This is a genomic window from Labrys sp. ALF-8 (assembly GCF_059699065.1).
The window spans coordinates 1,453,019-1,476,130 of sequence record NZ_AP048537.1 but is presented as its reverse complement, the minus strand read 5'-3'; the positions used below and the strand labels follow the sequence as shown (position 1 = coordinate 1,476,130).

The window sequence follows — 23,112 nt, the reverse complement described above, 5'->3', positions numbered from 1 at the left end:
CCGGCGAGCCTGGAAGTTTCAGGAATGAAGCAGTTTATTCATATCGCCCTCGCGGCTGTATCCGTTCTGGCCTTGAGTGCGGCCGTTCCCGCCATGGCGCAGGATGCCTCGACACCGGCACCCACTGCGGATATCCCCGTCGCGACGCCCGCGCCGGCGGCGCCCGCCGTACCCGCCCCGGAATCCGCCGCCGCGCCGGCACCTGCTGCTCCGGCAGCCGCCGACCAAGCTGCCGCACCGGCTCCGGCCGCGACCCCTGCTCCAGCCACTGCGACGGCCGCGCCCGATGCCGCAGCACCCGCGACGCCCGCGCCCGCCGCTGCGGACGGCGCGAACCCGGCTGCAGCCGCTCCGGCCAAGCCCAAGGTGGCCAAGAAGGTGGTCAAGGCCGGTCCTTCCTTCGCTGCCTCCACGCCGGTGAAGATACCGGAGACACCCTGGTCCTCGATCCCCACTTTCGACGCGGGCTCGCTCGACCGTCTCAACGGCCTCGCGCAGTACTACGCAAAGATTGCCCAGAATGGCGGTTTCCCGGCTACGCCGCCGATCGGCCTCGGTCCGGGCGCCTCGGGCGGCGGCGTGCTCGCCTTGCGCCAGCGTCTTGTGATGGAGAAGGATCTGCCGGAATACCAGCGCGACAATCCGAAATGGGACGCCGAACTCACCGCCGCCGTCGGTCATTTCCAGATGCGCTACGGCCTGCAGCCCACCGGCAAGATCGATGACCGCACCCGTGCCCAGCTCGCAGTGCCAGTGCAGCAGCGCCTGATTCAGATCGGTCACAACATGGAGCGCGTGGGCGCCCGCTTCATCGACTTCAACCGTCGCTACGTGGTGGTGAATATCCCGAGCGCCCAGGTCGAGGCGATCGAGAACGGTCAGGTCGTACGCCGTTATGTGGCGGTTGTCGGCCGTCCGCAGAATCCCTCCCCCGAAGTGGATGCGACTATCAGTGCCATCAACTTCAACCCAACCTGGACGGTACCGCAATCCATCATCAAGAAGGAGATCGCTCCGCACATGCTGAGGGATTCGTCCTATCTCGCGCGGCAGAACATGTCGGTGATGGACGGTTCCGGAAAGACGATCGATCCCAAGTCGATCGATTGGTCGAGCCCGAAGGCCGCGAACTACATCGTTCGCCAGGCCAACGGCATGGGCAATGCGCTCGGCCAACTGCGCATCCAGATGCCCAACTCGGAATCGGTCTACATGCATGACACGCCGTCCAAGAAGCTGTTCGGCTCGGTCGACCGCTTCTTTTCGCATGGTTGCGTGCGCGTGCAGGGTGTGAACGACCTCGCCGCTTGGCTGCTCGGGCCGGGCTGGGATGCCAAGCGTGTCGGCCAGGAGATCGCCACGGGTGCCCGCAAGGATCAGGCCATCCCTGACCGCGTGCCCGTGCACTGGGTCTATATGACAGCCTATGTCACGCCGGACGGCACCGCCCATTTCCGCCCCGATGTCTACAATCTCGATTTCGGCTCCAATGCGCGTATCGCGGACGCGCAGGTGGTGAACCCCTATTGACCCCAAAGCGCGGGTGTCACTGCGGCAATCTGGCCGCAACGATGCCTCATTCTCGAACAGGCGACGTCAACGCCCGAGGCGGTGCGGCTCGAATGGCCGCACCGCCTTTTTTCGAGCAGACGCGGCGAATAGCGGGGGTGGTCGAAACTGGATGCGAATTCTTCCCGCCCTGACTTGGATCAAAGCGGCCGTCTCGAGGCACCCTATGGTTGCGGAATGACCTGGCAACCCATTCACTCCGCTCCCTATGGCAAGGATCTCGAACTCTCGGTCATCGAGAATGGGGAGGTACACGCTCTCGTCTTCCCTTGCCGACGCGGTGTCAACGGTTGGATCAACGTCCTCACGGGCGCGCCGGTTCCGGTGCGCCCGACGCATTGGCGTTACTGGCCTGAGGAGAAAGGCGGCCGGTGAGGACTTGCTCGGCCTTTCTTGCGTGCCTCCAGTATAGCCAGTTTCTCCTCTTCCTCTGCGAGCAGTTGAAGAATTGTCGCCCGCGTGGTCTCATCCATCGGCTCTCGTAATAGTTTCCTGAAATGTTCAATATTGAGACGGGCAATCATTTCATCCATTGAATGCCTCAAAATCCTGTTGTTGGATCTCGGGGAACAAGCAGCCGGATTGCGCCGGCTCCAAGTCTTGAAGAGAGAATACGTTTGAGACAAGTCAAAGTGCATGGCGTATGAGCCGCTACATTAGGCATGAGCCTCCCAAGGCGCACTGACAAAAATCAGCATCTTCGGCGGGTTTTTGCAGTGCAAGAGGTGATGCAGGTCGATTGCGAGTACGGTGAACCCAATGACGCCGAAGATAAATCCCGATTTCCGTATCCGGGCCGCCGATGCCTGGAGTCAGGAGCGTGGCCGGGAGGCGCCGCATATCCCTTTTTCCGCTTCGGACAAGACCGAGCTCCGGCGCCTGGCCGATGTGATCGAATATCGTACTGCGCGTTCCTTGATCCTTTCGCAGGGCCAGCCGGCCACTTTTCTCTATCTGGTGGTCAGCGGCCTGGTCGCGGCAAGCCGCACGCTCAACAGCGGCGAGCGGCAGATCATCGCGTTCTACTGGCCGGGGGACCTGTTCGGCCTTGCCGAGGACGGCGTCTACGTGAATGGCTGCGAGGCGCTCACGCCCTGCACGGTCTATCGCTTTCCACTTCGCAAGCTTGAGAGCTTCCTGCTGGAAAACCCCACCGCCCAGCAGGGCTTCCTGGTCAAGGCCATCCACGACCTGCGCAGCACGCAGCGGCAGCTTCTCGTCATGGGGCGCTTCAACATCGCCCAAAGGCTCGCGATCTTCCTGCTCGATTGTTCCGGACACGAGCTCTATTTCGATGCTGCGGGGCAGGTTCTTACCTTGCCCATGACGCGCTACGACATCGCGGACTATCTGGGAACATCGGCTGAATCCGTCACCAGGGCATTCGGGCAGTTGGAGGACAAGGGCCTGCTTCGCCGGCTCTCGGCAACCAATGTGTCGCTGTCGGTCGCGAGCCTGAGGGCTTTCGCCGAGATCTAGACCGTCGCGGCAGGAGCCGGCATGTCGTCATCGGCGGAGGGTCAGTTGAGGTCATCCGCCCTAAAATCCCCCGATTGGCCGCTAACCATGGTGGTCCATCGGAATCTCGCCATGCGCTCTCCCTTCCAGGCTCTCGTTTTCGATATTGGTGGCGTCGTCGTGCAACATGACAACGCCGTGTTGTTCACCCGTCTCGCCTCGCGCTGCTCGTCCCGCTGGGGAGCGGTGGAGGTCGCCGCGCTGTTTCGGGAGAATCGCTGGGAGACGGGCGCTCCGATTCGGGACTTTCATGCCCAGCTGAAAGCGGAGGCGGGCTATGACGAGCCCTGGAGCACCTTTCTGGATGACTGGTGCTGCCATCTCGCCGTCGATCCCTCCATGCTCGCGCTGCTCGGGGGCATCGCGCGGCTTAACCGTGTCGTGCTCTTTTCCAATACGAATCAGGAGCACTGGGACTTCGTGCTGAAGGCCTCGGGTGGTGAGTTCGCCCGTTACGAGCCCTATCTCAGTCACTTGATCGGCCATGGCAAACCTTCTGTTCGTTCTTTCGAACTGGTGGCCGAACAGGCCGGCCTCGAGCCGGCGCGCTCCATCTTCTTCGATGACAAGGCCGAGAACGTCGAGGGCGCGCGGCGTGCCGGCTTCCAGGCGGAGGTCTTTCGGGACGAGGACTGGCTGCGGGATCTGCTCACCGTCAGGGGTGTGCGGTTCGCTTGAGCCGCGCGATAGCCTTAGTCAGTGTCATCACCTTTCATTTACGCGGAGCGGGTCTACTCGCGGGTATGACTTTCCGGATGAGATCAGGAACCGTCATTAAGCAGCCCGTCCTTGCGGCCGTGGCCGTCCTTGTCGTCGGCGCTCCCGCAGCGGCTGATTGTCTTGCCGATTTCCAAGCGATCAATGCCGTTCGGGCCGAAGCTGGACCTTTCAGGGTCGAGATGCGCGTAAGCTTCGTGCCGCCCGCTCTGGCTGACAAGCAGCCGGATCCGGTGCCGGTAACCACCATAACCACGCCGGTCGTGCCGCCCGGCTCCTACCGAATGACCAAGACCGGGGAAGGAAGCCCGGTCGATGTCATCGTGCTCGACGGCCGGCAGGCTTGGCGCAGGCAGGGCGAGAGGTGGGAGCCTCTCGGCGGAGACACGCTGCCTGGACTCACGGGCTCTTGGCCGCTTGCCGAATATGTCGCATCCGCCAATCTCGCCAAGCTGCAATGTCTTGGCGAGCAGTTCCATGGGGACAGGCCGGCGCTCGCCTTTGGCTTCGATACGGCGGCAGGGACTACAATGACGCATGTGACCGCCTATTTCGATCCGGCAACACGGTTGCCGGCGGGCAGCAGGATCGTGACCGAAGCGGGAGCAAGGGCAATCGTCGAAACGTCCTATGTTTTCGACACGACGATCGATATCGCGGCGCCCGTGAAGTGAAGGACGGAATTCGTTGACGTGAATCAAGGCCTCGCGTCCCTTGGTGGGGCTTCCTGTGCCGAGCATCGCCTTGGCGTGGTTCGCTTCGGGCTAGGAAGTTAACCTGCCATTCGCTGATTGATGGCCTGCGCAACCGCTCGACTGGAGTTCGCCCATGAGCATGTCGGAGCACGACTCGCACCATCAGCATCATCACCATGCCGAGCATGGCGATGCTGGACATGCGGGCGCATCTCCTGTCGAGGGCGTCGTCTACACCTGCCCGATGCATCCGCAGATCCGGCGTTTCGAACCGGGAACATGTCCGATCTGCGGTATGGCGCTCGAACCCGTGGGAGGAACCACGCAGGCCGGGCCCAGCCCCGAGCTCACCGACATGAGCCGCCGCTTTGTCGTCGCCGCGCTGCTGGCCGTGCCGACCGTGGTGCTCGAGATGGGCGGGCACGTGCCGGGATTGAACCTGCACCACCTGGTTCCACCCCAGGTCTCCCTGTGGCTGCAATTCGCCTTTGCTACTCCTGTGGTGCTGTGGGCTGGCTTGCCCTTCTTCCAGCGCGGCTTGGAGTCGGTGCGCAACCGGTCGCTCAACATGTTCAGCCTGATCGCGCTCGGTGTCGGCGCGGCCTATCTCTACAGCCTGGCCGCCACCCTGGCACCGGCCATGTTCCCGGAGGGATTGAGGCAGGATGGCGGGATCGTCGCCGTCTACTACGAGGCCGCGGCCGTGATCACGGTGCTGGTGCTGCTCGGCCAGGTCCTGGAACTGCGGGCCCGCGAGCAGACCGGCAGCGCCATCCGTGCCCTTCTCGACCTCGCGCCCAAGACTGCGCGGCGTGTCCTGGACGACGGTACGGAGGAGGAGATCCAACTCGACGAGGTCCATATCGGGGACCGGCTGCGCATCCGCCCCGGCGAAAGCGTGCCTGTCGACGGCACGGTCCTTGACGGGCGCAGCGCCGTGGACGAGTCGATGGTGACGGGCGAGTCGATGCCGGTGGCCAAGGAGCGGGAGGCGCCAATGATCGGGGGCACCATCAATGGCACTGGCGCCCTGGTGATGCGGGCCGAAAAGGTAGGCTCCGACACCATGCTCGCGCGCATCGTCCACATGGTTTCCGAAGCCCAGCGAAGCCGTGCGCCGATCCAGCGCCTGGCGGACATGGTTTCATCCTGGTTCGTGCCGGCCGTCATCGCAGTCGCCGTGATCGCCTTTGCGGCCTGGATGATCTGGGGGCCCTCGCCGGCCTTCGCCTACGCGCTGGTCGCCGCGGTGTCGGTGGTCATCATAGCCTGTCCCTGCGCGCTCGGGCTGGCGACGCCGATGTCCATCATGGTCGGCATCGGAAAGGGGGCGACGGCGGGCGTCCTGATCCGGAACGCCGAAGCGCTGGAGCGCTTCGAGAAAATCGACACGCTCGTCGTCGACAAGACGGGTACGCTGACCGAGGGCAGGCCGCGCGTCGTCGCCGTCGTTCCAACGGTCGGCTTCGACGAAGCCAGCCTACTCTCCTTCGCTGCCAGCCTGGAGCGGGCCAGTGAGCATCCCCTTGCTGCCGCCATCGTCGCCGAGGCTGGGACACGCGGCATTGCCCTGGCGGATGTCGTGGATTTCGTCTCCGTCACCGGCAAGGGTGTCACGGGGGCGGTCGGTGGTCGCCGGGTCGCCGTCGGCAATGCCGGCTTGCTCGAGGAGAGCGGCGTCGCCGCTGCCGGTCTGGCAACCCGCGCCGACGAATTGCGGCAGGATGGCGCTACCGTGATGTTCGTCGCGGTGGATGGCCGTCCGGCAGGCATCGTCGCCGTCGCCGACCCGATCAAGGCCACTACGCTGGCTGCGCTCGCCGGCCTGCGGGATGACGGCATTCGCATCGTCATGCTCACCGGCGACAACCGTACCACGGCCTTGGCGGTCGCCGCCAAGCTGGGCATCACGGATGTCGAGGCCGAGGTGCTGCCGGAACAGAAGAACGCCATCGTGCGACGGCTGCGAGCCGAGGGACGCGCGGTCGCCATGGCAGGGGATGGCGTGAACGATGCTCCTGCACTCGCGGAAGCCGATATCGGAATCGCTATGGGCACCGGCACCGACGTGGCGATGCAGAGCGCCGGGGTCACGCTGGTCAAGGGTGATCTGGCGGGCATTGCCCGGGCACGTGTCCTCAGCCGCGCGACGATGCGCAACATCCGGCAGAACCTGGTGCTGGCCTTCGTCTACAACGTGCTGGGGATTCCGCTGGCCGCCGGCATCCTCTATCCGGCGTTCGGGCTCCTGCTCAGTCCCGTCGTCTCCGCGGCGGCAATGGCCCTGAGTTCCGTCTCGGTGATCGGCAACGCTCTACGCCTGCGGTTGATGCGCCTCTAACTACCTTTCCTACGGGAGGAACCCGTTCTCCGTCGCGGGGTGTCCGGGCCTCATCCCGCCTGCAGAAAGCCTGCGATTCGTCCGGCCATGGCGGTGGGGAGTTCCTCGTGGACTGCGAGCCTGCCGCCCGCAACGCGCTCGACCTCCACACCGGGCAACGAGGCCAGCGCTTCCATCTCGGCGAGGGAACGCGGAGGCGTACGCCCGCCGATGACGACGAGAATCGGCACACCGGTGCGGCGGGCGAGATCGAGGAAGGCCTCGCGGCTGTCGACACGGTCGAGACCGCCGGTCACGAAGCGCACGGAGCCGTGTCTCGCCCCGGCTGCGCGCGTCACGGCGAGCTTGGCGGCGAGACGCGCGCCCTCGAGCCAATGCGGGTCGCCATAGACATGCTCGCGCGCCATCCTGTCGATTACGAAGCGACTCACATTCAGCTTGTAGAGGACGGGCCCCAGGACCGGATTGTCGATGGCTGCACGGATGTGCCGGAACCAGGGGCGCTGACCCCCCGCCATGGTCGGCAGGGGGCCGCGCCATGTCGGAGCGACCAGTACGAGGCGGCTGACCGTGCCCGGCCGAAGCGTGCACTGGTGCAGGGCATAGACAGCGGCATGTCCGGCGGCGATGAGGGCAAGCGGTGGCCCCATCCTGGCGATAAACCAGTCCAGGAAGGTGGAAAGGGCGTCGGGAGACCAGTCCCGCCTCGGCCTGGGCCTGTCGCCGAAGCCCGGCCAGTCCACCGAGGTTACATGGAAATTTCGGGCGAGCGCCTCGAAGAGGGGGTGCATCTCCTTACGTGTCGAGATCGAGCTCAGGGCCGGCAGAAGCAGCACCGGCGGGCCGCTTCCGGCCTCGCTCATGCCGAGCGTGACTTCGCTGCCGTGCCAGTTCCAGGTGATGTTCCGTTTCATCGGGTTCCTTCCCGTGTCCGTATGCAGCGCGGCCTACATCTTGTAGCACGGCGATTGCCGGGCGAGGACTGACAGGCCCGGGCCGCGCCAATGCGCCGCGAGGGTCGCCCGGCCTCCTTCTTCGTCCTCCCTGCTTCCACCCCCCGCGGGATCCTGTAAGCTCGAGGGCCGAACCGGGAGGAAGCGCGCATGATCGAGGGAACCTGCCTCTGCGGCCGTCTGCGCTGGCGCTGCAAGGAGATGCCGGACGCGGCCACGGCCTGCAACAGCACGGCTTGCCGGCGCTACGGGGTGCTCTGGGCCTACGGCCACGAGAACGAGGATATCTGGGTTTCCGGCGACAGCCGGGCTTATGCGCGCGAAAAGCCGAGCCTTGAATTTCACTTCTGCGCCACTTGCGGTTGTGTCGGCTTCTGGCGCGGTGTCCGTACCAACAGCCGGGGGCAGCGCCGCATTGCCGTAAACCTTCGCCTCGCCAACCCTGCCGAGGTCGGCGCCATCATCATCGACCATTTCGACGGCCTGGACAGCTTTGAGGATCTCCCGCGGGATGGCCGCTGCGTGGCGGACATGTGGTTCTGAAAAGCACGGGGCGGCGGGTGGGCCGGTGGCGGCCCGACGCCGGTCAACCCCGGTAGCGCAGGGCATCGACCAGAAGCCGGAAGGCCGGAGAGTTCTGGCGGCGGCTGGGGTAGTAAAGATGGTAGCCGTCGAAGGGCTCGCACCAGTCTTCCAGCATGCGGACGAGCCTGCCTTCCGCCAGAAGCGACGCCACGTGATCTTCCATCACGAAGGCGATGCCGTGGCCGGCCAACGCCGCGTCGAGCATGAGCGGGATGCGGTTGAAGGTAAGCTGGCCGTTTACGCGTACCTTGAGCTGCCGGCCGCTCTTCCCGAATTCCCATGCATAGAGTCCGCCCGCGCTGGTGAGGCGCAGATTTATGCAGGCATGGGCGGCGAGATCCTGTGGCGTCTTGGGTCTCGAATGGCGGGCAAGATAGGAAGACGAGGCCACTGCCGCCATGCGCAGGCGGGGGCTGATCGGCACGGCGATCATGTCGCGGGCCAGTTGCTCGCCGAGCCGGATACCAGCGTCGAAGCGCTCGGCCACGATGTCGGTAAGGCCGGATTCGACGTTGATTTCCACGCGAATGTCGGGGTGCACCGCGGCAATCCTGTTCACGGCCGGCCAGAGGACGGTACGCGCGACATGTTCGGGCGTGGTGATGCGGAAGGAGCCGGCCGGCTTCTCGCGTGTCTCAAGCAGCGATTCGAGCCTGTCCTCAATATCCTCGAAGGCAGGCCGGACCGTCTCGATAAGACGCTCTCCCGCCTGCGTCAGCGCCACGCTGCGGGTGGTTCGCGTGAGCAGGCGTATGCCGTAACGCCCTTCCAGGCGGCGGATGGCGTGGCTCAGCGCGGATTGCGAGATGCCGATCCGCGACGCGGCGCGCGTGAAGCTGCCCTCCTCGGCAATCGCCACCAGGTTCATGAGATCACTGAGATCCTCGCGCCGCATACCAGGCCCCTGTCGTTTTTTATGAATTCATATCATGAGTTCATGCCGGATTGCCTGTCTAATCGCACGAAAAGGCAAGGGATAGAGTCAGCATCGAGGCCGGATTGGGGGAGGCGGAGGGCGATCGCCGCTCCTGAACCCGCCCGGCCAGACATGGAGAACACGATGCACAAGCGTAAACTCGGCAACGGCCTGGAGGTCTCGGCAATCGGGCTGGGCTGCATGGGCCTTTCCTTCGGCTATGGGCCGGCACTCGAAAGGCAGGCGGCGATCGGCCTAATCCGCGCCGCCTTCGAGCGCGGCGTGACCTTTTTCGATACCGCGGAGGCCTATGGCCCCTATGTCAACGAGGAGGTGGTGGGCGAAGCCCTGGCGCCGGTGCGAGGCGAGGTGGTAATCGCCACCAAGTTCGGCTTCACCTTCAGCCCGGATGGCGGGCAGTCGGGCCTGGACAGCCGGCCGGAACACATCCGCGCCGTGGCTGAGGCCTCGCTGAAGCGGCTGGGAACGGATGCCATCGATCTCTTCTACCAGCACAGGGTCGATCCCGCCGTGCCTATAGAGGACGTGGCCGGTGCGGTAGGAGACCTGATCTCGGAAGGCAAGGTCCGGCATTTCGGGCTTTCGGAAGCCGGCGCACAGACCATTCGCCGCGCTCATGCCGTTTTGCCGGTTACGGCCCTGCAGAGCGAATACTCGTTGTTCTGGCGCGATCCGGAGAAGGAAATCCTGCCGCTTCTGGAGGAACTGGGTATCGGTTTCGTGCCGTTCAGTCCGCTCGGAAAGGGCTTTCTAACCGGTGCCATCGACGAGAACACCACCTTCGCGCCCGGCGACTTCCGCACCGTCGTTCCCCGCTTCACGCCCGAAAACCGCAAGGCGAACCAGGCGCTCGTCGATCTCGTGGGCACGATCGCGGCAAGGCGCGGCGTAACCCGAGCCCAGGTCGCCATCGCCTGGCTCCTGGCCCGCAAGCCCTGGATCGTGCCGATTCCCGGCACCACCAAGCTCCACCGGCTCGATGAGAATCTGGGAGGCGCCGAGATCATGCTCGAGCCGGGCGACCTCGCGGGGATCGAGGAAGCACTGACGCGGATCGAACTGGTCGGCGAGCGCTACCCGGCTCACCTTCAGGCCCGCGTCGGACGATAGAACACCGCCGGAACCGCTTCGCGGCCCGCTCAAGCAGGTTTGACCGGCGGGGGGCTTAACGGAGCCGTCGGGGTGGGTTGAATTGGGCGGCACCTCAAATCGAAAGGATGAAACCGATGTCTGCATCCGATACACCGGTCTGGTTGATCACGGGATGTTCGACCGGCCTCGGACGGGCTCTCGCCCGCCTCATCGTAGATCGCGGCTGGCGCCTCATTGCCACCGCTCGGGACGCTTCCCGCCTTGCCGATCTCGTCGAGGGAGCGGAGGATCGCGTGCTCGCGCTCGACCTCGACGTGACGAATGCCGGCCAGGTTGCGGCCGTCGTCGCCGCTGCGAGGGAAGCTTTCGGTCGCGTCGACGTCCTCGTCAACAATGCTGGCTATGGCTACCAGAGCACGGTGGAGGAGGGAGAGGAGGCCGAGATTCGGGCTCAGTTCGACGCCAATGTCTTCGGTCTCTTTGCAATCACCCGGCAGGTACTGCCGATCATGCGTGCCCGGCGCAGCGGCCATATCATCAATATCACCTCGGTCGCCGGCCTCATCGGCTTTCCGGGCTCAGGCTATTATGCCGCTTCCAAGCATGCCATAGAGGGGTGGTCGGATGCCCTGCGCGCGGAGGTGGAGCCGCTAGGCATCGGCGTGACCTGCGTGGAGCCTGGCCCTTTCCGCACCGACTGGGCCGGACGCTCCCTTCGGCAGACGGCCAATCATATCGCCGATTACGCCGACACCGCCGGCAAGCGTCTTGCCGGCACGAGGCAGATGAGCGGCCAGCAGGCCGGAGATCCTGTCCGCGCCGGCGAGGCGATGATCGCGCTTACCCGGACACGCAATCCCCCGCGCCATCTCGTCCTCGGAACATTCGGCTTCGAAGCGGTGACGGCGCGCATGGGCGAGCGCCTGCGGGAAATAGAGGGACAACGCGACGCGAGCCTCGCGGCCGATTTCCCCAAGACATGAGAAATGGGCCGGGCGGCCCTCCGGTTCCAAAATCAGGAGACGCGACGGCCGCTCTTGTCGATGACGACCTCGCCATCCTCCTTCACGAAGGGACCGATGTCGGGGTTGAGGAGGATGTCGAGCACGTTCTCCGAGGGCCGGCACAGGCGCGCGCCTTGGGGGTCTCGACGATGGGCCGGTTTATCAGGATGGGATGCGCCAGCATGAAATCGATCAGCTGCGCATCCGTCCACTTGGGATCCGCGAGGCCCAGTTCGCCATAGGGCGTGCCCTTCTCGTGGAGCACGGCGTGCACGGGGATGCCAATCGCCTCGATCAGCGCCTGGAGCCTGTCGCGGCCCGGCGGTGTCTTCAGATATTCGATGACGACCGGCTCCTCGCCACTCCGGCGGATCATGGCCACTCCCGCTTCATTCGCCCACCGCCAGCCCCGCGGGCCTGCGATTGTCGTTCGCGCCGTAGACGAAGCCTGGCCGCATCTGGCCGCCGAAACTGGAGTCGTTGCCGGAACTCGCCGTGTTCTGGCCGCTCGGCAACGGAGCGGGGAGGGCTACCAGTTCGGCCGCGCCCCAGGTCGTCTGCTGGGTGATCTTGTAACCCATGGCCTCCAGGATCTTCACCGTGTCGGGCGAGAGGGCATAGGGCTCCGCATAGACCTCGTCCGGCAGCCACTGGTGGTGGATGCGCGGCATGTCCACTGCTTCCTGCGGCTGCATGCCGTAGTCGATCAGGTTGAGGATAGCCTGCAGCGTGATCGTGATGATGCGCGAGCCGCCGGGGCTGCCCAGCACGGCCACGATATGGCCGTCCTTGGTGACCAGCGTCGGTGCCATGGAGGAAAGCGGGCGCTTGCCGGGGGCGATCGAGTTTGCCTCACCCTGGACGAGGCCGAAGAGGTTCGGCACGCCTGCCTTGGTGGTGAAGTCGTCCATCTCGTCATTGAGCAGGAAGCCCGTCCCCGGAGCGATCACGCCGGCACCGAAAAGCCCGTTGATCGTATAGGTGACCGACGCGGCATTGCCGTCCTTGTCGACCACGGAATAGTGCGTGGTCTCCGTCTTTTCATGCGGGGCGGTGCCGGGCTGCACCTCCCTGGAAGGCGTTGCTCTGTCGGGCAGGATCCTGGTGCGGATCTCGGCGGCGTAGTCCTTCGAAAGCAGCCGGTCGAGTGGGTTCTTCACGAAGGCCGGGTCGCCCAGATAGGTGTTGCGGTCCATATAGGCGTGGCGCATGGCCTCGACCATGGTGTGCACGGCCTGCGCTGAATGCCAGCCCATGGATCTGAGGTCGTAACCCTCCAGAATGTTGAGGATCTCGCAGAGCGTGGTACCCCCCGAGGAAGGGGGAGGCGAGGAGGCGATCGCATAGCCGCGATAGGTGCAGGTGACTGGGGCGGACTCCGTCACCGTGTAGTCGGCAAGGTCCTGCGCGGTCATGATGCCGCCACCGGCCTTCATTGCCGTCTCGATCTTTCTGGCCGTCTCGCCCTTGTAGAAGGCGTCGGGCCCGCCCTTGGCTATGGCCTCCAGCGTATCGGCGAGGTCCTTCTGCACCAGCCGGTCCCCGGGCTGCAGTGCGGAGCCGTCCGGCCTGAAGTAGATCCTGGCCGCTTCCGGATCTTTTCTGAGGAGCGTTGCGCCGGCGTCGATGATGTCGGTGTCGCCGCGCGTCAGCACGAAGCCCTCGCGCGCAAGCCTGATCGCAGGTGCCATCACCTTCTCACGCGGCAGGGAACCGTAGCGCGACAACGCGGTGTCGAGGCCGAGGATGCTGCCCGGCACGCCGACGGCGCGGTAGCCGTAGAGGCTCGCGCCCTTGATCACGGCGCCCTGCGCGTCGAGATACATATCCTTCGTGGCTGCCGCCGGTGCCTTCTCCCGGAAATTGATGAAGACGTCGCGGGCGTCCCTGGCCAGGTGGATCACCATGAAGCCGCCGCCGCCTATATTACCGCAGCAGCTGTTGGTAACGGCCTGCGCGTAGCCTACGGCCACCGCCGCGTCGATCGCATTGCCGCCCTCCGCGAGAATGTCGGCACCGGCCCGTGAGGCGAGATGCTGGGAGGACACCACCATCCCGTCGGGCGCCTCGACGGCCGGCCTGGAGGCGGCAAGGACAGCAAGAGGATGGAGGGCGAGAGGAAGGGCGGCGAGGACGAGGGCGAGGACGCGGTTCATGAGCGGTCTCCTTCCTTGAGGCAGGAGAGCGTAGAGGGGGAAACCGCGCGGGGAAAGGGCGAAGTGGCCGGCTCGCGCCGCTATGCCGCCTTGTCGTCCACCGCCACGCTTGCGGCATCCGCCTCCGACCGGTCGAGCAGCACGTTCATGGCCTTGCGGGCGGCGTCGGCATCGCCGGAGATGATCGGCTCCGCCACGGCGCGATGCATCGGTACGATGTGAGGCTGGATCTGGCCGGCGCGTGAAACGGTGAAGGAAACCGCGAGCGAGGCTTCGATCGCGGGCTGGAAGGCAGCCAGAAGGACGTTGTTGGCGGCCCTTACGATGGCGCGATGGAAAGCGAGATCGGCGTCGATGGAGGCCTGCACCTCCGTGGCCGTCTCCATCGTGCGGAAGGTCTCGGCCACCTCGGCCCGCTGCTCGGGAGTGGCGCGCGCGGCCGCCAGCGCCGCGGCTTCCGGCTCGATCATGCGGCGCAGCTCAAACAGGTCCTTCACGAAGCTCTTCGTGGCTCCGCCCGAGGTCTGCCAAACCAGCACGTCGACATCGAGCCGATTCCAGTTCGAGTGAGGCTGCACGATGGTGCCGCGGCGGGGGGTGGAGGAGAGCAGCCCCTTGCCTGCCAGGAGCTTGATGGCCTCGCGTAGCGAGGCGCGGGAGACATCGAGCTCGCGCGAAAGATCCGCCTCGGTGGGAAGAGCCATGCCGACCGCCCATTCACCCGCGACGATCCGCTGGCCGATGAGCGCTGCCGCCTGGCTGTGACGGGTCTGCGATGCCCCTGAGCGGGCGCGGCCAGCGCTGCGTGCCATAGGCGGTCCCTTCCTTTGGGTGAACGAGCTGGGACGCGATGTGGCGGATCGTTGATAGGGCTGCCCGCCGGAACGCGACTCAACCTGTTCCAATTCTTTTCGTTGCATTCCTCCTACCATATTGCGAGGGGATAAAGGGAGGGAGATGAGTTTTACCACAGAATAAGTGTGGAACTCGGCGCCCTGGCGCGATGCCAGTCGGACTTTTCCCGTCTCGCTCTTGTGATGACTGCCCTGTATGCTCCCCGCGCCTTTCCGTGGAGAAGTTCATGCTGCGCCGTCTTGCCCTTGCTACGATTGCCCTAGCGTTCATGGCCACCGCCAGGGCCGACGACAGCATTGCCGCGCTCGACGCGGGCGGGCTGGTGTTGACCAAGACCGACAAGATCGCGTTGGTTTCGGAGGATCTCTTCCTTTCCACCAGGAAGGTGAAGATCGCCTATCGCTTCCGTAACCTCACCAATGCCGATTTCGAAACCACCATTGCCTTCCCGATGCCCGACATCTCCGGCGGGCCCGACACCATGCTCGATATCGCCGATCCCGCCGCCGACAATTTCCTGAAGTTCACGACCGAAGTGGACGGCAAGGCGGTGGAGTCCCAGGTCGAGCAGCGCGCCTTCCTCGTCAGCGAGGGCAAGCCGGATGCTGAGGTCACCGAGCGGCTGAAGACGCTGCACATCCCGCTGGTGCCGACCGTCGAGGCCACGGAAAAGGCGTTCGGCGCGCTCAATGATGCGCAGCGCAAGGCCCTCGTGGATGCCGGTATCGCCTATCCGGACGACTACAACGCCGACGACAAGGGCGCGCGCAAGGCTTACTACCCGCTGTGGACGCTCCGCTCCAAGTTCTGGCGCAAGCAGGTCTTTCCTGCTGGCAAGGACATCATCGTCGAGCAGGAATACGTGCCCGGCGTCGGCGCCATTTCCTCTCTTGTCTTCGGCTCGCCCGACAACGATGCCGAGCAGAGAAAGACCTATGCCGACACCTATTGCACCGACGCGGCTTTCACGCGCGCAGCGCAAACCCTCTACAAGCGCGCTTTGACCGACGAGGGACGGACCTTCCGGGCCTTCGAGCAGTCGCTTTCCTACGTCATCACCTCGGGTGGCAATTGGGCGGGGCCGATCGGCGATTTCCGCCTCGTGGTGGACAAGGGCGATCCCAAGACCCTGGTGTCGTTCTGCGGGGAAGGGGTACGCAAGCTCGATCCGACCACATTCGAGATGAGGCTGAAGAACTACGTGCCGACGAAGGACATCCATGTCCTTCTGCTCGTAAGCGAGCCGGTGAAGTAGCCCGGGAGCACCGACAAGATGTCTGCCTTCCCGCATCTTCCTCTTGTCGAACGGCACGCCTCACATTAACCCCTCTTTCCATGCCTGACCTCAGTTCCTTCCGCCGCATCGTCGTCAAGATCGGCTCCTCCCTCCTGGTCGACCAGGCGCAGGGCAAACTGCGCCGCGACTGGCTCGCATCCCTCGTTTCCGATCTCGCGCGGCACAGCGAGCGCGGCGCGCAGATCATCGTGGTCTCCTCCGGCGCCATCGCGCTCGGACGCACGCTGCTGAAGCTTTCGAAGGGCCCGCTGGCGCTCGAGTCGAGCCAGGCTGCCGCCGCGGTCGGCCAGGTCGGCCTCGCCCAGGCCTGGGCCGAGACGCTCGGTGCGCGCGGGCTTACGGCGGCGCAGATCCTCGTCACGCTCGGCGACACCGAGGAACGCAAGCGCTATCTCAATGCCCGCCGCACCATAGACCGGCTGCTGGAACTGAACTGCGTCCCGGTGGTGAATGAGAACGACACCGTAGCCACCACCGAGATTCGCTACGGCGACAACGATCGCCTGGCCGCCCGCGTCGCCACCATGGCCGGCGCGGATTGCCTGGTGCTGCTCTCCGACATCGACGGACTCTACACCGCGCCGCCGCACCTCGATCCCGCCGCGACGCTGATCCCGGTGGTGCAGCGCATCACCGCAGCCATCGAGGGCGTGGCGGGAGACGCGGGGTCCGAACTTTCCCGCGGCGGCATGCGCACCAAGGTCGAGGCGGCGAAGATCGCCGTTGGCGGCGGCACCACGATGGTGATCGCCTCGGGCAAGGTGGACTCGCCGCTGAAGCGCATTGAGGAAGGCGGACCCTGCACCTGGTTCCTGACGCCCTCCAACCCCGTCACCGCACGGAAGAAATGGATTGCCGGGCATCTGGAGCCGCGCGGCACGCTGCATGTCGACGCCGGTGCCGCCAAGGCGCTGCGCAACGGCGCGAGCCTGCTGCCGGCCGGCGTGAAGCGCGTCGAGGGCACTTTCTCCCAAGGTGATGCCGTCATCATCCGTGATCCCTCGGGTGCCGAGGTCGGGCGCGGGCTCGTCGGCTACGACATCGGCGAGGCGGCGCAGATCGCCGGCAAGAAGAGCCGCAGCATCGAGGATATCCTCGGTTGGGCCGGCCCGACAGAGATGATTCACCGCGACGATATGGCCCTCTTCAGCCGTTTCGAAGATCTCAGTACCGTCACCGTGGAGTAGTCCAGGCCGCCGCTTCGATACCATCCGGCATGGTCCGGTTCCGTCATCGACCTCATGCACGCGGAGGCCTCCATGATCTCCCACACCTTCCTCGGCGTCGGCGATTTCGACAGGGCGTTCCAATTCTATGAAGCCGTTCTCGACGAGATCGGCCTTGTCCTGCGCTTCAGGGAGGATGAGCGGCCTTGGGCGGGTTGGATCAAGCCGGGCGCCGCACGCCCTATCTTCCTGATCGGTAGGCCGTATGACGGCGCCGACCCCACCCCGGGAAACGGGCCGATGGTTGCCCTTCTGGCACCCGATCGGGACGCGGTGGAACGCGCCTGGCAAGCAGCCCTTAACCATGGCGGCAGGGACGAGGGTGCACCGGGACCAAGGCCCGAGTATCATGCCCATTATTATGGCGCTTATTTCCGCGACCCCGATGGCAACAAGCTCTGCGTGTGCTGCCATGATCCGGTTGTGGGCTGAGGCGCCTTTCCCATCTCAAGGACGCCGCATGTTTCGCCTCTGCTCTCTTTTTGCCCCGTTGGCCCTGCTCGGAGCCTGCACCACCACTCCCGCCCCGAGCCCGACCCCGGTGGCAAGGCCGCTGGAACGTGCCTACATCGCCTGCCGTACTCCGGAACATGTCAATGCCCTGCATGCCGCCGGTGCCAATTTCCAGCGCGAGGCAGACAATCACATGGCGGACGGCCGCTGCCGTCGCTTCGCGGCGGGGCAGAAGGTGCTCAGCCGGGGGCGCGACAGCTTCGTGGATCCGGCCAACGGCGTGAAATACTGGATCTACCACTGGGGCTGAGGCCCCCGGCTAGCCCCTGTTCGCCACCGCCACGCCGAGGGCTGCCACGACCAAGCCAGCCACCTGCACCAGCGTGAGCGCCTCGCCGAACATGGCCCAGGCCATTAGCGCCGAAACACCGGGCACGAGGTAGAGCAGGGAGGCGACCTGGGCGACGGCGCCGCGCCGGATCAGTACCATCAGCAGCAGGATGGCGCCGATCGACATACCGAAGATGGACCAGAGCAACCCGACCCAGCCGGGCAGGGACGTCGCATCGAAATGTCCCTGTTCGGTAAGAGCCATGCCGAGGACGATCGGCACCAGCGCGCCGGCATATTGAACCGCGGTATTGGTCGTGAGGTCCGCGCCGCGGCCGCGGCTCTTCTGCCAGATCGTGCCAAGCGTTATTGCCGCCATGCCGGCCGTGCAGACGAGCAGCGGGATTACGGGAATGCCGCCGTCGCCCGTCGCGCCGAGCCTGGGCAGGAGCGTCAGGCCGGCACCGACGGCGCCGATGGCGATACCGAGCGCGCGGCTCGGCGAGACCTTCTCGCCGAGCAAAGGCTTGGAAAGCAGGCCGGTGAACAGGGGTTGCAGGCCGGCGATGAGGGCCGAGATGCCCGAGGGCAGGCCATGGGCGACCGACCAGAACACCCCGCCGAGATAGAGGCCGTGGATCAGCATGCCCGCGATCAGCGCATCCAGCCAGGCGCGGCTGCCGCGCGGCCAGGGCGCACGGACGATCAGCGCATAGGCAGCAAGCACGGCTCCCGCGGCGGCAAAACGCAGGCCGAGAAAGGTCAGGGGCTCGGCATGGGGGGCGACAAGGCGCGCGGTGACGAAGCCGGTGGACCACAACGGCACGAACAGCGCTGCTAGTACCGAGGAGGGAAGACCCGGCTGCCGGGCGGTGGCTGTGTCGGCGATGGACATGGAAACAACAATGCCGAAGGAGCGGAATTCGCCTCCCCAGGCTTCGCGGGGGAGGCGATTTGCATCTTGCTCGTCGGCGTCAGAGCCGGCTTATGCCGCCTTCTTCTTCGACTGCAGCAGCTTGCGGTTGAGCAGCACTTCCGCGATCTGGATCGCATTCAGCGCGGCGCCCTTGCGCAAATTGTCGGAAACCACCCACATCGCCAGGCCGTTTTTCACCGTGATGTCCTCGCGGATCCGCGAGATGTAGGTGGCGTCCTCGCCGGTTGCCTCGTAGGGCGTGATGTAGCCGCCGGGCTCCCGCTTGTCGACCACCAGGCAACCCGGGGCCGAACGCAGGATGTCGCGCGCCTCGTCCGCCGTCACCGGCTTCTCGAACTCGATGTTCACCGCCTCCGAATGGGAGATGAACACCGGCACGCGCACGCAGGTCGCCGTGAGCTTGATCTTCGGGTCGAGGATCTTCTTGGTCTCGACCGTCATCTTCCACTCTTCCTTGGTAAAGCCGTCTTCCATGAAGACGTCGATATGCGGAATGACGTTGAAGGCGATGCGCTTGGTGAACTTCTTCGGCGTGACGGCGTCGTTGACATAGACGGCCTTGGTCTGGGCGAAGAGCTCGTCGAGCCCTTCCTTGCCCGCGCCGGAGACCGACTGGTAGGTCGAAACGACGACCCGCTTGATGCCGAAGCGGTCATGCAGCGGCTTCAGCGCCACCACGAGCTGCGCGGTGGAGCAGTTCGGGTTGGCGATGATGTTCTTCTTGGTGAAGCCGGCGACGGCTTCGGCGTTCACTTCCGGCACGATCAGGGGCACGTCGGGGTCGTAGCGCCAGGCCGACGAGTTGTCGATGACGACGCAGCCCTGAGCGCCGATCCTCGGAGCCCATTCCTTGGATACGTCGCCGCCGGCCGACATCAGCGCGATGTCGGTGTCGGAAAAGTCATAGGTGGCAAGGTCCCGCGTTTTCAGCGTTTTTTCGCCATACGAAACTTCCGTGCCCAGGCTGCGGCGCGAAGCCAGCGCAACCACTTCATCGGCGGGGAACGCCCGCTCGGCCAGAATGTTCAGCATCTCGCGGCCCACATTGCCTGTGGCGCCCACGACGGCGACCTTGTAACCCACTGTTCGAGTCCTTCTCCGTAAAAAGTCATGTGACATGCCGCTCTATATGGGAGCGGCGCGCTGGCATATCACCGGGGCACTGTCGGATCAATTGAAATGCGGGCCGCAGGTCCCCTGCCGGTTTCCTCGAAAATGAAGCCGGAACCGGGGGCGCCGGCACCTCCAGCAATCCCGCGAGGCCGACGCGTCAGGAACGTGCGGCTACGTCCGCATTGCCAGGCCGGCTGGCGCTCAGCCCCAGCACCATTGCCCCCACCGTCGCCGAGATCAGCGAGCCCAGAAGCACGCCGAGCTTGGTCTCATCGAGCAGCGGAGCGGCATCGGCATAGGCCAGGCCGCCGATGAACAGGCTCATGGTGAAGCCGATCCCGCACAACAGTGCAACGCCATAGATCTGGCCCCAGCTGGCATGCTCGGGAAGCTGTGCCCATTTCAGCCGGATCGCCAGTGCCGCGAACAGGAAGACGCCGATCTGCTTGCCGAGGAAGAGGCCGAGCGTCACACCCAGCGTCACCGGGTCGGCGAGATTGGCAAGGGACATGCCGCCGAGTGCCACGCCGGCATTGGCGAAGCCGAACACCGGCACGATCAGATAGGTCACCCAAGGATGCAGCCCATGCTCGAGGCGATGGAGCGGCGTATGTTCGTCATGACCGGCCGGGCGCAGTGGAATGGTGAAGGCAAGTGCCACGCCCGCCAGTGTCGCATGGACCCCGGAGAGGAAGGTGAGCACCCACAGGACCACCCCGAGCGCGAGATAGGCCGGCAGGAAGGTGACGCCCCTGCGGTTCATGATCGAGAGCACAACCAGCAGGACCAACGCTGCGTTTAGCATCCAGATGTCGAGCTTGGCGGTATAGAACAAGGCGATGATCACCACCGCTCCGAGATCGTCGATGATCGCGAGCGCAGTGAGGAAGACCTTGAGCGAGGCCGGCACGCGCGGACCGAGCAGGGCGAGCACGCCCAGCGCGAAGGCGATATCCGTGGCCGAGGGAATGGCCCATCCCTTCAGCGTGTCGGCATGGCCCCAGTTGACTATGATGAAGATCGCCGCAGGCACCACCATGCCGCCCAGTGCACCGATTCCCGGCAGGGCGCGGCGCGGCCAGGTCGCGAGTTGGCCGTCCAGCACCTCGCGCTTGATCTCCAGCCCGACGAGCAGGAAGAAGAAGGCCATCAGCCCGTCATTGATCCAGTGAAGCAGGCTGAGTGGGCCTATGTAGAGATGAAGGATGTGGAAATAGCCCTCTCCGACAAGCGAGTTGGCAACGATGAGGGCCAGTGCCGCCACGGCCATCAGGATGATGCCGCCTGACGCCTCCGTAGCGAGGAAGCTGCGAAGGAAAGAACGGGGGCGGGAAGGGGATGTCATGCGGGACCGGGAGACTCTTGGAACGCGGACTTGCCGCTCGCTCTTGCAACGACACCGTTATAAGAGAAAACGCCGTCATTGTTACCAATGACGGCGCCCTTATTTCCAAGATCTTCGAGGCGCGGACGACAGGTCCGCACTCCCCGTCCTTACGCGAACGTCGCGACCTCTTCCGGTTGGAAGCGTGGGCTGCGAGGGAAGAGCTTCTCGTGGTCCCCATAACCGATGTTGACCAGGATGTTCGACTTGAACTGACCGTCAGGGAAGAACTCGGCGTCAAGCTTGGCGCCGTCGAAGCCAGTCATCGGGCCGGCGTCGAGGCCGAGGGAGCGCAGGGCCAGGATGAAGTAGGCGGCCTGCAGCGTGCCGTTGGTGTGGGCGCTGGCCTTGGCGAAGGCCTCATTGCCCGAGAACCAGGACTTGGCATCGGCATGCGGGAAAAGGCGCGGCAGGTGCTCGTAGAATTTCAGGTCATAGGCCAGGATCGCCGTGACCGGGGCGTCCATCGTCTTATCGACATTGCCCGGCATCAGGGCATCCTTGAGACGCGCCTTGCCTTCCGGGCTGCGAACGAAGACGACGCGCAGCGGGAGCTGGTTGGCGGAGGTCGGACCCTGCAGCGTGATGTCGACGGCTTCCTTGAGGATGCTGTCGGGCACTTCCTTGTCGAGGAAGGCGTTGTGGGTGCGGGCCTTGTAGAAGAGCTGGTCGAGCACGGCGGCGTCGACACGGCCCGCAGTGGCCGAACCGGCAGCCCCACCTTCGATGGCTTCGTTGCGCATATTGATGTCTCCTTTGCGTTGCGGGAGATATCGCGCCGCGTCACCATCACTTCAATTGGCCAAATTATGATGGTATCTATCGGCTGAGGTGATGATTCAAGGGGTGGGGGGCCATGCTCTCACGCTCTCGGCTGGCTGGGTCGCCAATGACAGGCGAAGCCAGCCAGCTTCCAACGCGAGGCGATTGCGCCGATGATCGATTCCCTGACCCTGGACCAGCTCCGCATCCTGATCGCCGTGGCCGATGAAGGAAGCTTCTCGGGCGCAGCCCGGAGGCTCGGGCGTGTTCAATCCGCCATCAGCCAGGCCGTGCAGACCCTGGAGGCCACGCTCGCGCTCACCCTGTTCGACAGGAGCGGCAAGAAGCCGGTGCTGACGGAGGCGGGGCGCTCCATCCTGATGGATGCCCGGCAGGTCGTCGCGCGTACCGATACGCTGCGCGCGCATGCCGGCGCCATCGCGGGCGGTTGCGAGCCGGAGCTGGCCCTTTCCGTCGATCCGCTCTTCCCCCAACCCGTGCTGATGGAGAGTCTCAGGGCGCTGAGCAAGGCCATTCCCCACATGCCGGTAAAACTGATCACGGAAGGTCTCGGCGGTCCCGAGCAGAGCCTGCGCGAGGGGGTCGTGCCCTTTGCGATCTATGCGCTCCTCGCCACGGGTTCGCGCGACCTGCATGTGGAGAAGCTGATCGACGTCGAGATGATTCCCGTCGTGGCGGCCGACCATCCGATGGCCGGCGAGCCCGAACCCGTGAGCCAGGAGGCGGTGGAGGCGCAGACCCAGCTTGTGCTGACCGACCGCACGCCCCTGACCCAGAACATGCGCGGCAATATCTTCTCGCCTCATCTCTGGCGCTTCGCCGATATCGGCACGCGCCTCGACTATCTTCTGGCAGGATTCGGCTGGTGCCATATGCCGGTCTGGCTCGTGCGCCCGCATATCGAGGACGGACGGCTGAAGCGCCTGCGCCTTGCCCAGAGCAATGGCAGCCGCATCGCGATGCATATCGTGCGCCAGCACAGCCGCCCGCTCGGCCCCGCCAGCCAGTGGCTCATAGCCGACCTTAGGAAGAGGCTGGCGGAGGGGTAGCTTCCAGTAAACCCCACCTTAACCCCCTCCCTCTAGCCTACCCTCGGGCTAATGGTGTTGCGTTCCCGCTGATCTCGAATCCGTTCCGGATTGCTGCACCTTGTTGATTTGAGGCTTG

22 protein-coding genes and 1 pseudogene are annotated in these 23,112 nt (G+C 65.0%); 14 read left to right on the top strand and 9 right to left on the bottom strand.

Annotated features, from left to right (window positions below):
* Positions 1-24: 24 nt before the first annotated feature.
* From AC6H34_RS06725 to AC6H34_RS06700, 6 genes are all read left to right on the top strand, one after another.
* The gene (locus tag AC6H34_RS06725) at positions 25-1,530 is read left to right on the top strand and encodes a L,D-transpeptidase family protein (RefSeq protein WP_497538293.1); all 1,506 of its coding nucleotides are present in this window, start codon (positions 25-27) and stop codon (positions 1,528-1,530) included.
* A 216-nt stretch (positions 1,531-1,746) separates the two neighbouring features.
* Positions 1,747-1,944 (top strand): hypothetical protein, encoded by a 198-nt coding sequence (locus AC6H34_RS06720; protein ID WP_448150742.1) that lies wholly within the window; start codon positions 1,747-1,749, stop codon positions 1,942-1,944.
* Positions 1,945-2,328: 384 nt separating this feature from the next.
* Entirely contained in the window at positions 2,329-3,048 is a 720-nt protein-coding gene (locus tag AC6H34_RS06715; RefSeq protein WP_448150743.1) for a Crp/Fnr family transcriptional regulator, read from the top strand.
* 111 nt (positions 3,049-3,159) lie between these two features.
* Complete coding sequence (locus tag AC6H34_RS06710) at positions 3,160-3,765, top strand: HAD family hydrolase (protein ID WP_497538292.1); 606 nt, start codon at positions 3,160-3,162, stop codon at positions 3,763-3,765.
* A 77-nt stretch (positions 3,766-3,842) separates the two neighbouring features.
* Complete coding sequence (locus AC6H34_RS06705; RefSeq protein WP_497538291.1) at positions 3,843-4,478, top strand: hypothetical protein; 636 nt, start codon at positions 3,843-3,845, stop codon at positions 4,476-4,478.
* Between the two features lie 154 nt (positions 4,479-4,632).
* Positions 4,633-6,840, top strand: a complete 2,208-nt coding sequence (locus AC6H34_RS06700; protein ID WP_497538290.1) for a copper-transporting P-type ATPase — start codon at positions 4,633-4,635, stop codon at positions 6,838-6,840.
* A 50-nt stretch (positions 6,841-6,890) separates the two neighbouring features.
* Here the strand turns inward: AC6H34_RS06700 and AC6H34_RS06695 are convergent, their stop codons facing one another.
* Positions 6,891-7,754 carry an alpha/beta fold hydrolase gene (locus tag AC6H34_RS06695; protein ID WP_497538289.1) on the bottom strand — a complete coding sequence of 288 codons (864 nt, stop codon included), beginning with the start codon at positions 7,752-7,754 and terminating at the stop codon, positions 6,891-6,893.
* 189 nt (positions 7,755-7,943) lie between these two features.
* On the opposite strand from AC6H34_RS06695, the gene AC6H34_RS06690 reads away from it, so the two are divergent.
* Positions 7,944-8,336: a GFA family protein gene (locus tag AC6H34_RS06690; protein ID WP_497538288.1), complete on the top strand. Its 393-nt coding sequence runs from the start codon at positions 7,944-7,946 to the stop codon at positions 8,334-8,336.
* Between the two features lie 43 nt (positions 8,337-8,379).
* Here the strand turns inward: AC6H34_RS06690 and AC6H34_RS06685 are convergent, their stop codons facing one another.
* Positions 8,380-9,273, bottom strand: coding sequence for a LysR family transcriptional regulator (locus AC6H34_RS06685; RefSeq protein ID WP_497538287.1), 894 nt, complete (start codon positions 9,271-9,273; stop codon positions 8,380-8,382).
* A 165-nt stretch (positions 9,274-9,438) separates the two neighbouring features.
* On the opposite strand from AC6H34_RS06685, the gene AC6H34_RS06680 reads away from it, so the two are divergent.
* Together AC6H34_RS06680 and AC6H34_RS06675 are read left to right on the top strand one after the other, a co-directional pair.
* Positions 9,439-10,425, top strand: coding sequence for an aldo/keto reductase (locus tag AC6H34_RS06680; protein WP_497538286.1), 987 nt, complete (start codon positions 9,439-9,441; stop codon positions 10,423-10,425).
* A gap of 116 nt (positions 10,426-10,541) precedes the next feature.
* A complete protein-coding gene (locus tag AC6H34_RS06675) occupies positions 10,542-11,390 on the top strand; it encodes an oxidoreductase (RefSeq protein WP_497538285.1) in 849 nt (282 codons plus the stop codon).
* Positions 11,391-11,422: 32 nt separating this feature from the next.
* On the opposite strand, the pseudogene AC6H34_RS06670 reads toward AC6H34_RS06675, so the two are convergent.
* The 3 genes and pseudogenes from AC6H34_RS06670 to AC6H34_RS06660 form a co-directional block, all read right to left on the bottom strand.
* Positions 11,423-11,835, bottom strand: a pseudogene (locus tag AC6H34_RS06670) (ArsC/Spx/MgsR family protein).
* Positions 11,801-13,567: a gamma-glutamyltransferase gene (gene ggt / locus AC6H34_RS06665; RefSeq protein WP_497538284.1), complete on the bottom strand. Its 1,767-nt coding sequence runs from the start codon at positions 13,565-13,567 to the stop codon at positions 11,801-11,803. The pseudogene AC6H34_RS06670 and the gene ggt overlap by 35 nt, the downstream one beginning before the upstream one ends.
* An 80-nt stretch (positions 13,568-13,647) precedes the next feature.
* Positions 13,648-14,379: a FadR/GntR family transcriptional regulator gene (locus AC6H34_RS06660; RefSeq protein ID WP_448150753.1), complete on the bottom strand. Its 732-nt coding sequence runs from the start codon at positions 14,377-14,379 to the stop codon at positions 13,648-13,650.
* A gap of 269 nt (positions 14,380-14,648) precedes the next feature.
* Here AC6H34_RS06660 and AC6H34_RS06655 point away from each other — a divergent pair, with 269 nt between their 5' ends.
* From AC6H34_RS06655 to AC6H34_RS06640, 4 genes are all read left to right on the top strand, one after another.
* A complete protein-coding gene (locus AC6H34_RS06655; RefSeq protein WP_497538283.1) occupies positions 14,649-15,677 on the top strand; it encodes a DUF4424 domain-containing protein in 1,029 nt (342 codons plus the stop codon).
* A gap of 80 nt (positions 15,678-15,757) precedes the next feature.
* Positions 15,758-16,906 carry a glutamate 5-kinase gene (gene proB / locus AC6H34_RS06650; RefSeq protein ID WP_497538282.1) on the top strand — a complete coding sequence of 383 codons (1,149 nt, stop codon included), beginning with the start codon at positions 15,758-15,760 and terminating at the stop codon, positions 16,904-16,906.
* A 72-nt stretch (positions 16,907-16,978) separates the two neighbouring features.
* Complete coding sequence (locus AC6H34_RS06645) at positions 16,979-17,377, top strand: VOC family protein (RefSeq protein WP_448150755.1); 399 nt, start codon at positions 16,979-16,981, stop codon at positions 17,375-17,377.
* Positions 17,378-17,405: 28 nt separating this feature from the next.
* Positions 17,406-17,708 (top strand): hypothetical protein, encoded by a 303-nt coding sequence (locus tag AC6H34_RS06640; RefSeq protein WP_497538281.1) that lies wholly within the window; start codon positions 17,406-17,408, stop codon positions 17,706-17,708.
* Positions 17,709-17,717: 9 nt separating this feature from the next.
* Here the strand turns inward: AC6H34_RS06640 and AC6H34_RS06635 are convergent, their stop codons facing one another.
* The 4 genes from AC6H34_RS06635 to AC6H34_RS06620 all read right to left on the bottom strand — a co-directional run bounded on the left by AC6H34_RS06635 (position 17,718) and on the right by AC6H34_RS06620 (position 21,905).
* A complete protein-coding gene (locus AC6H34_RS06635) occupies positions 17,718-18,623 on the bottom strand; it encodes a DMT family transporter (RefSeq protein ID WP_497538280.1) in 906 nt (301 codons plus the stop codon).
* A gap of 90 nt (positions 18,624-18,713) precedes the next feature.
* Positions 18,714-19,748 (bottom strand): aspartate-semialdehyde dehydrogenase, encoded by a 1,035-nt coding sequence (locus AC6H34_RS06630; protein WP_497538279.1) that lies wholly within the window; start codon positions 19,746-19,748, stop codon positions 18,714-18,716.
* Between the two features lie 187 nt (positions 19,749-19,935).
* Positions 19,936-21,123 carry a Na+/H+ antiporter NhaA gene (gene nhaA / locus AC6H34_RS06625; RefSeq protein ID WP_497538278.1) on the bottom strand — a complete coding sequence of 396 codons (1,188 nt, stop codon included), beginning with the start codon at positions 21,121-21,123 and terminating at the stop codon, positions 19,936-19,938.
* Positions 21,124-21,272: 149 nt separating this feature from the next.
* Positions 21,273-21,905 (bottom strand): malonic semialdehyde reductase, encoded by a 633-nt coding sequence (locus AC6H34_RS06620; RefSeq protein ID WP_497538277.1) that lies wholly within the window; start codon positions 21,903-21,905, stop codon positions 21,273-21,275.
* A 192-nt stretch (positions 21,906-22,097) separates the two neighbouring features.
* Between AC6H34_RS06620 and AC6H34_RS06615 the strand changes: the two genes are divergently transcribed.
* Positions 22,098-22,994, top strand: coding sequence for a LysR family transcriptional regulator (locus AC6H34_RS06615; protein WP_448150761.1), 897 nt, complete (start codon positions 22,098-22,100; stop codon positions 22,992-22,994).
* The last annotated feature ends 118 nt before the right edge of the window (positions 22,995-23,112 follow it).

Coding starts and splice junctions, on each gene's coding strand:
- AC6H34_RS06725 (WP_497538293.1), top strand. CDS start 25: ATGAAGCAGTTTATTCATATCGCCCTCGCGGCTGTATCCGTTCTGGCC.
- AC6H34_RS06720 (WP_448150742.1), top strand. CDS start 1,747: ATGACCTGGCAACCCATTCACTCCGCTCCCTATGGCAAGGATCTCGAA.
- AC6H34_RS06715 (WP_448150743.1), top strand. CDS start 2,329: ATGACGCCGAAGATAAATCCCGATTTCCGTATCCGGGCCGCCGATGCC.
- AC6H34_RS06710 (WP_497538292.1), top strand. CDS start 3,160: ATGCGCTCTCCCTTCCAGGCTCTCGTTTTCGATATTGGTGGCGTCGTC.
- AC6H34_RS06705 (WP_497538291.1), top strand. CDS start 3,843: ATGAGATCAGGAACCGTCATTAAGCAGCCCGTCCTTGCGGCCGTGGCC.
- AC6H34_RS06700 (WP_497538290.1), top strand. CDS start 4,633: ATGAGCATGTCGGAGCACGACTCGCACCATCAGCATCATCACCATGCC.
- AC6H34_RS06695 (WP_497538289.1), bottom strand. CDS start 7,754: ATGAAACGGAACATCACCTGGAACTGGCACGGCAGCGAAGTCACGCTC.
- AC6H34_RS06690 (WP_497538288.1), top strand. CDS start 7,944: ATGATCGAGGGAACCTGCCTCTGCGGCCGTCTGCGCTGGCGCTGCAAG.
- AC6H34_RS06685 (WP_497538287.1), bottom strand. CDS start 9,273: ATGCGGCGCGAGGATCTCAGTGATCTCATGAACCTGGTGGCGATTGCC.
- AC6H34_RS06680 (WP_497538286.1), top strand. CDS start 9,439: ATGCACAAGCGTAAACTCGGCAACGGCCTGGAGGTCTCGGCAATCGGG.
- AC6H34_RS06675 (WP_497538285.1), top strand. CDS start 10,542: ATGTCTGCATCCGATACACCGGTCTGGTTGATCACGGGATGTTCGACC.
- ggt (WP_497538284.1), bottom strand. CDS start 13,567: ATGAACCGCGTCCTCGCCCTCGTCCTCGCCGCCCTTCCTCTCGCCCTC.
- AC6H34_RS06660 (WP_448150753.1), bottom strand. CDS start 14,379: ATGGCACGCAGCGCTGGCCGCGCCCGCTCAGGGGCATCGCAGACCCGT.
- AC6H34_RS06655 (WP_497538283.1), top strand. CDS start 14,649: ATGCTGCGCCGTCTTGCCCTTGCTACGATTGCCCTAGCGTTCATGGCC.
- proB (WP_497538282.1), top strand. CDS start 15,758: ATGCCTGACCTCAGTTCCTTCCGCCGCATCGTCGTCAAGATCGGCTCC.
- AC6H34_RS06645 (WP_448150755.1), top strand. CDS start 16,979: ATGATCTCCCACACCTTCCTCGGCGTCGGCGATTTCGACAGGGCGTTC.
- AC6H34_RS06640 (WP_497538281.1), top strand. CDS start 17,406: ATGTTTCGCCTCTGCTCTCTTTTTGCCCCGTTGGCCCTGCTCGGAGCC.
- AC6H34_RS06635 (WP_497538280.1), bottom strand. CDS start 18,623: ATGTCCATCGCCGACACAGCCACCGCCCGGCAGCCGGGTCTTCCCTCC.
- nhaA (WP_497538278.1), bottom strand. CDS start 21,123: ATGACATCCCCTTCCCGCCCCCGTTCTTTCCTTCGCAGCTTCCTCGCT.
- AC6H34_RS06620 (WP_497538277.1), bottom strand. CDS start 21,905: ATGCGCAACGAAGCCATCGAAGGTGGGGCTGCCGGTTCGGCCACTGCG.
- AC6H34_RS06615 (WP_448150761.1), top strand. CDS start 22,098: ATGATCGATTCCCTGACCCTGGACCAGCTCCGCATCCTGATCGCCGTG.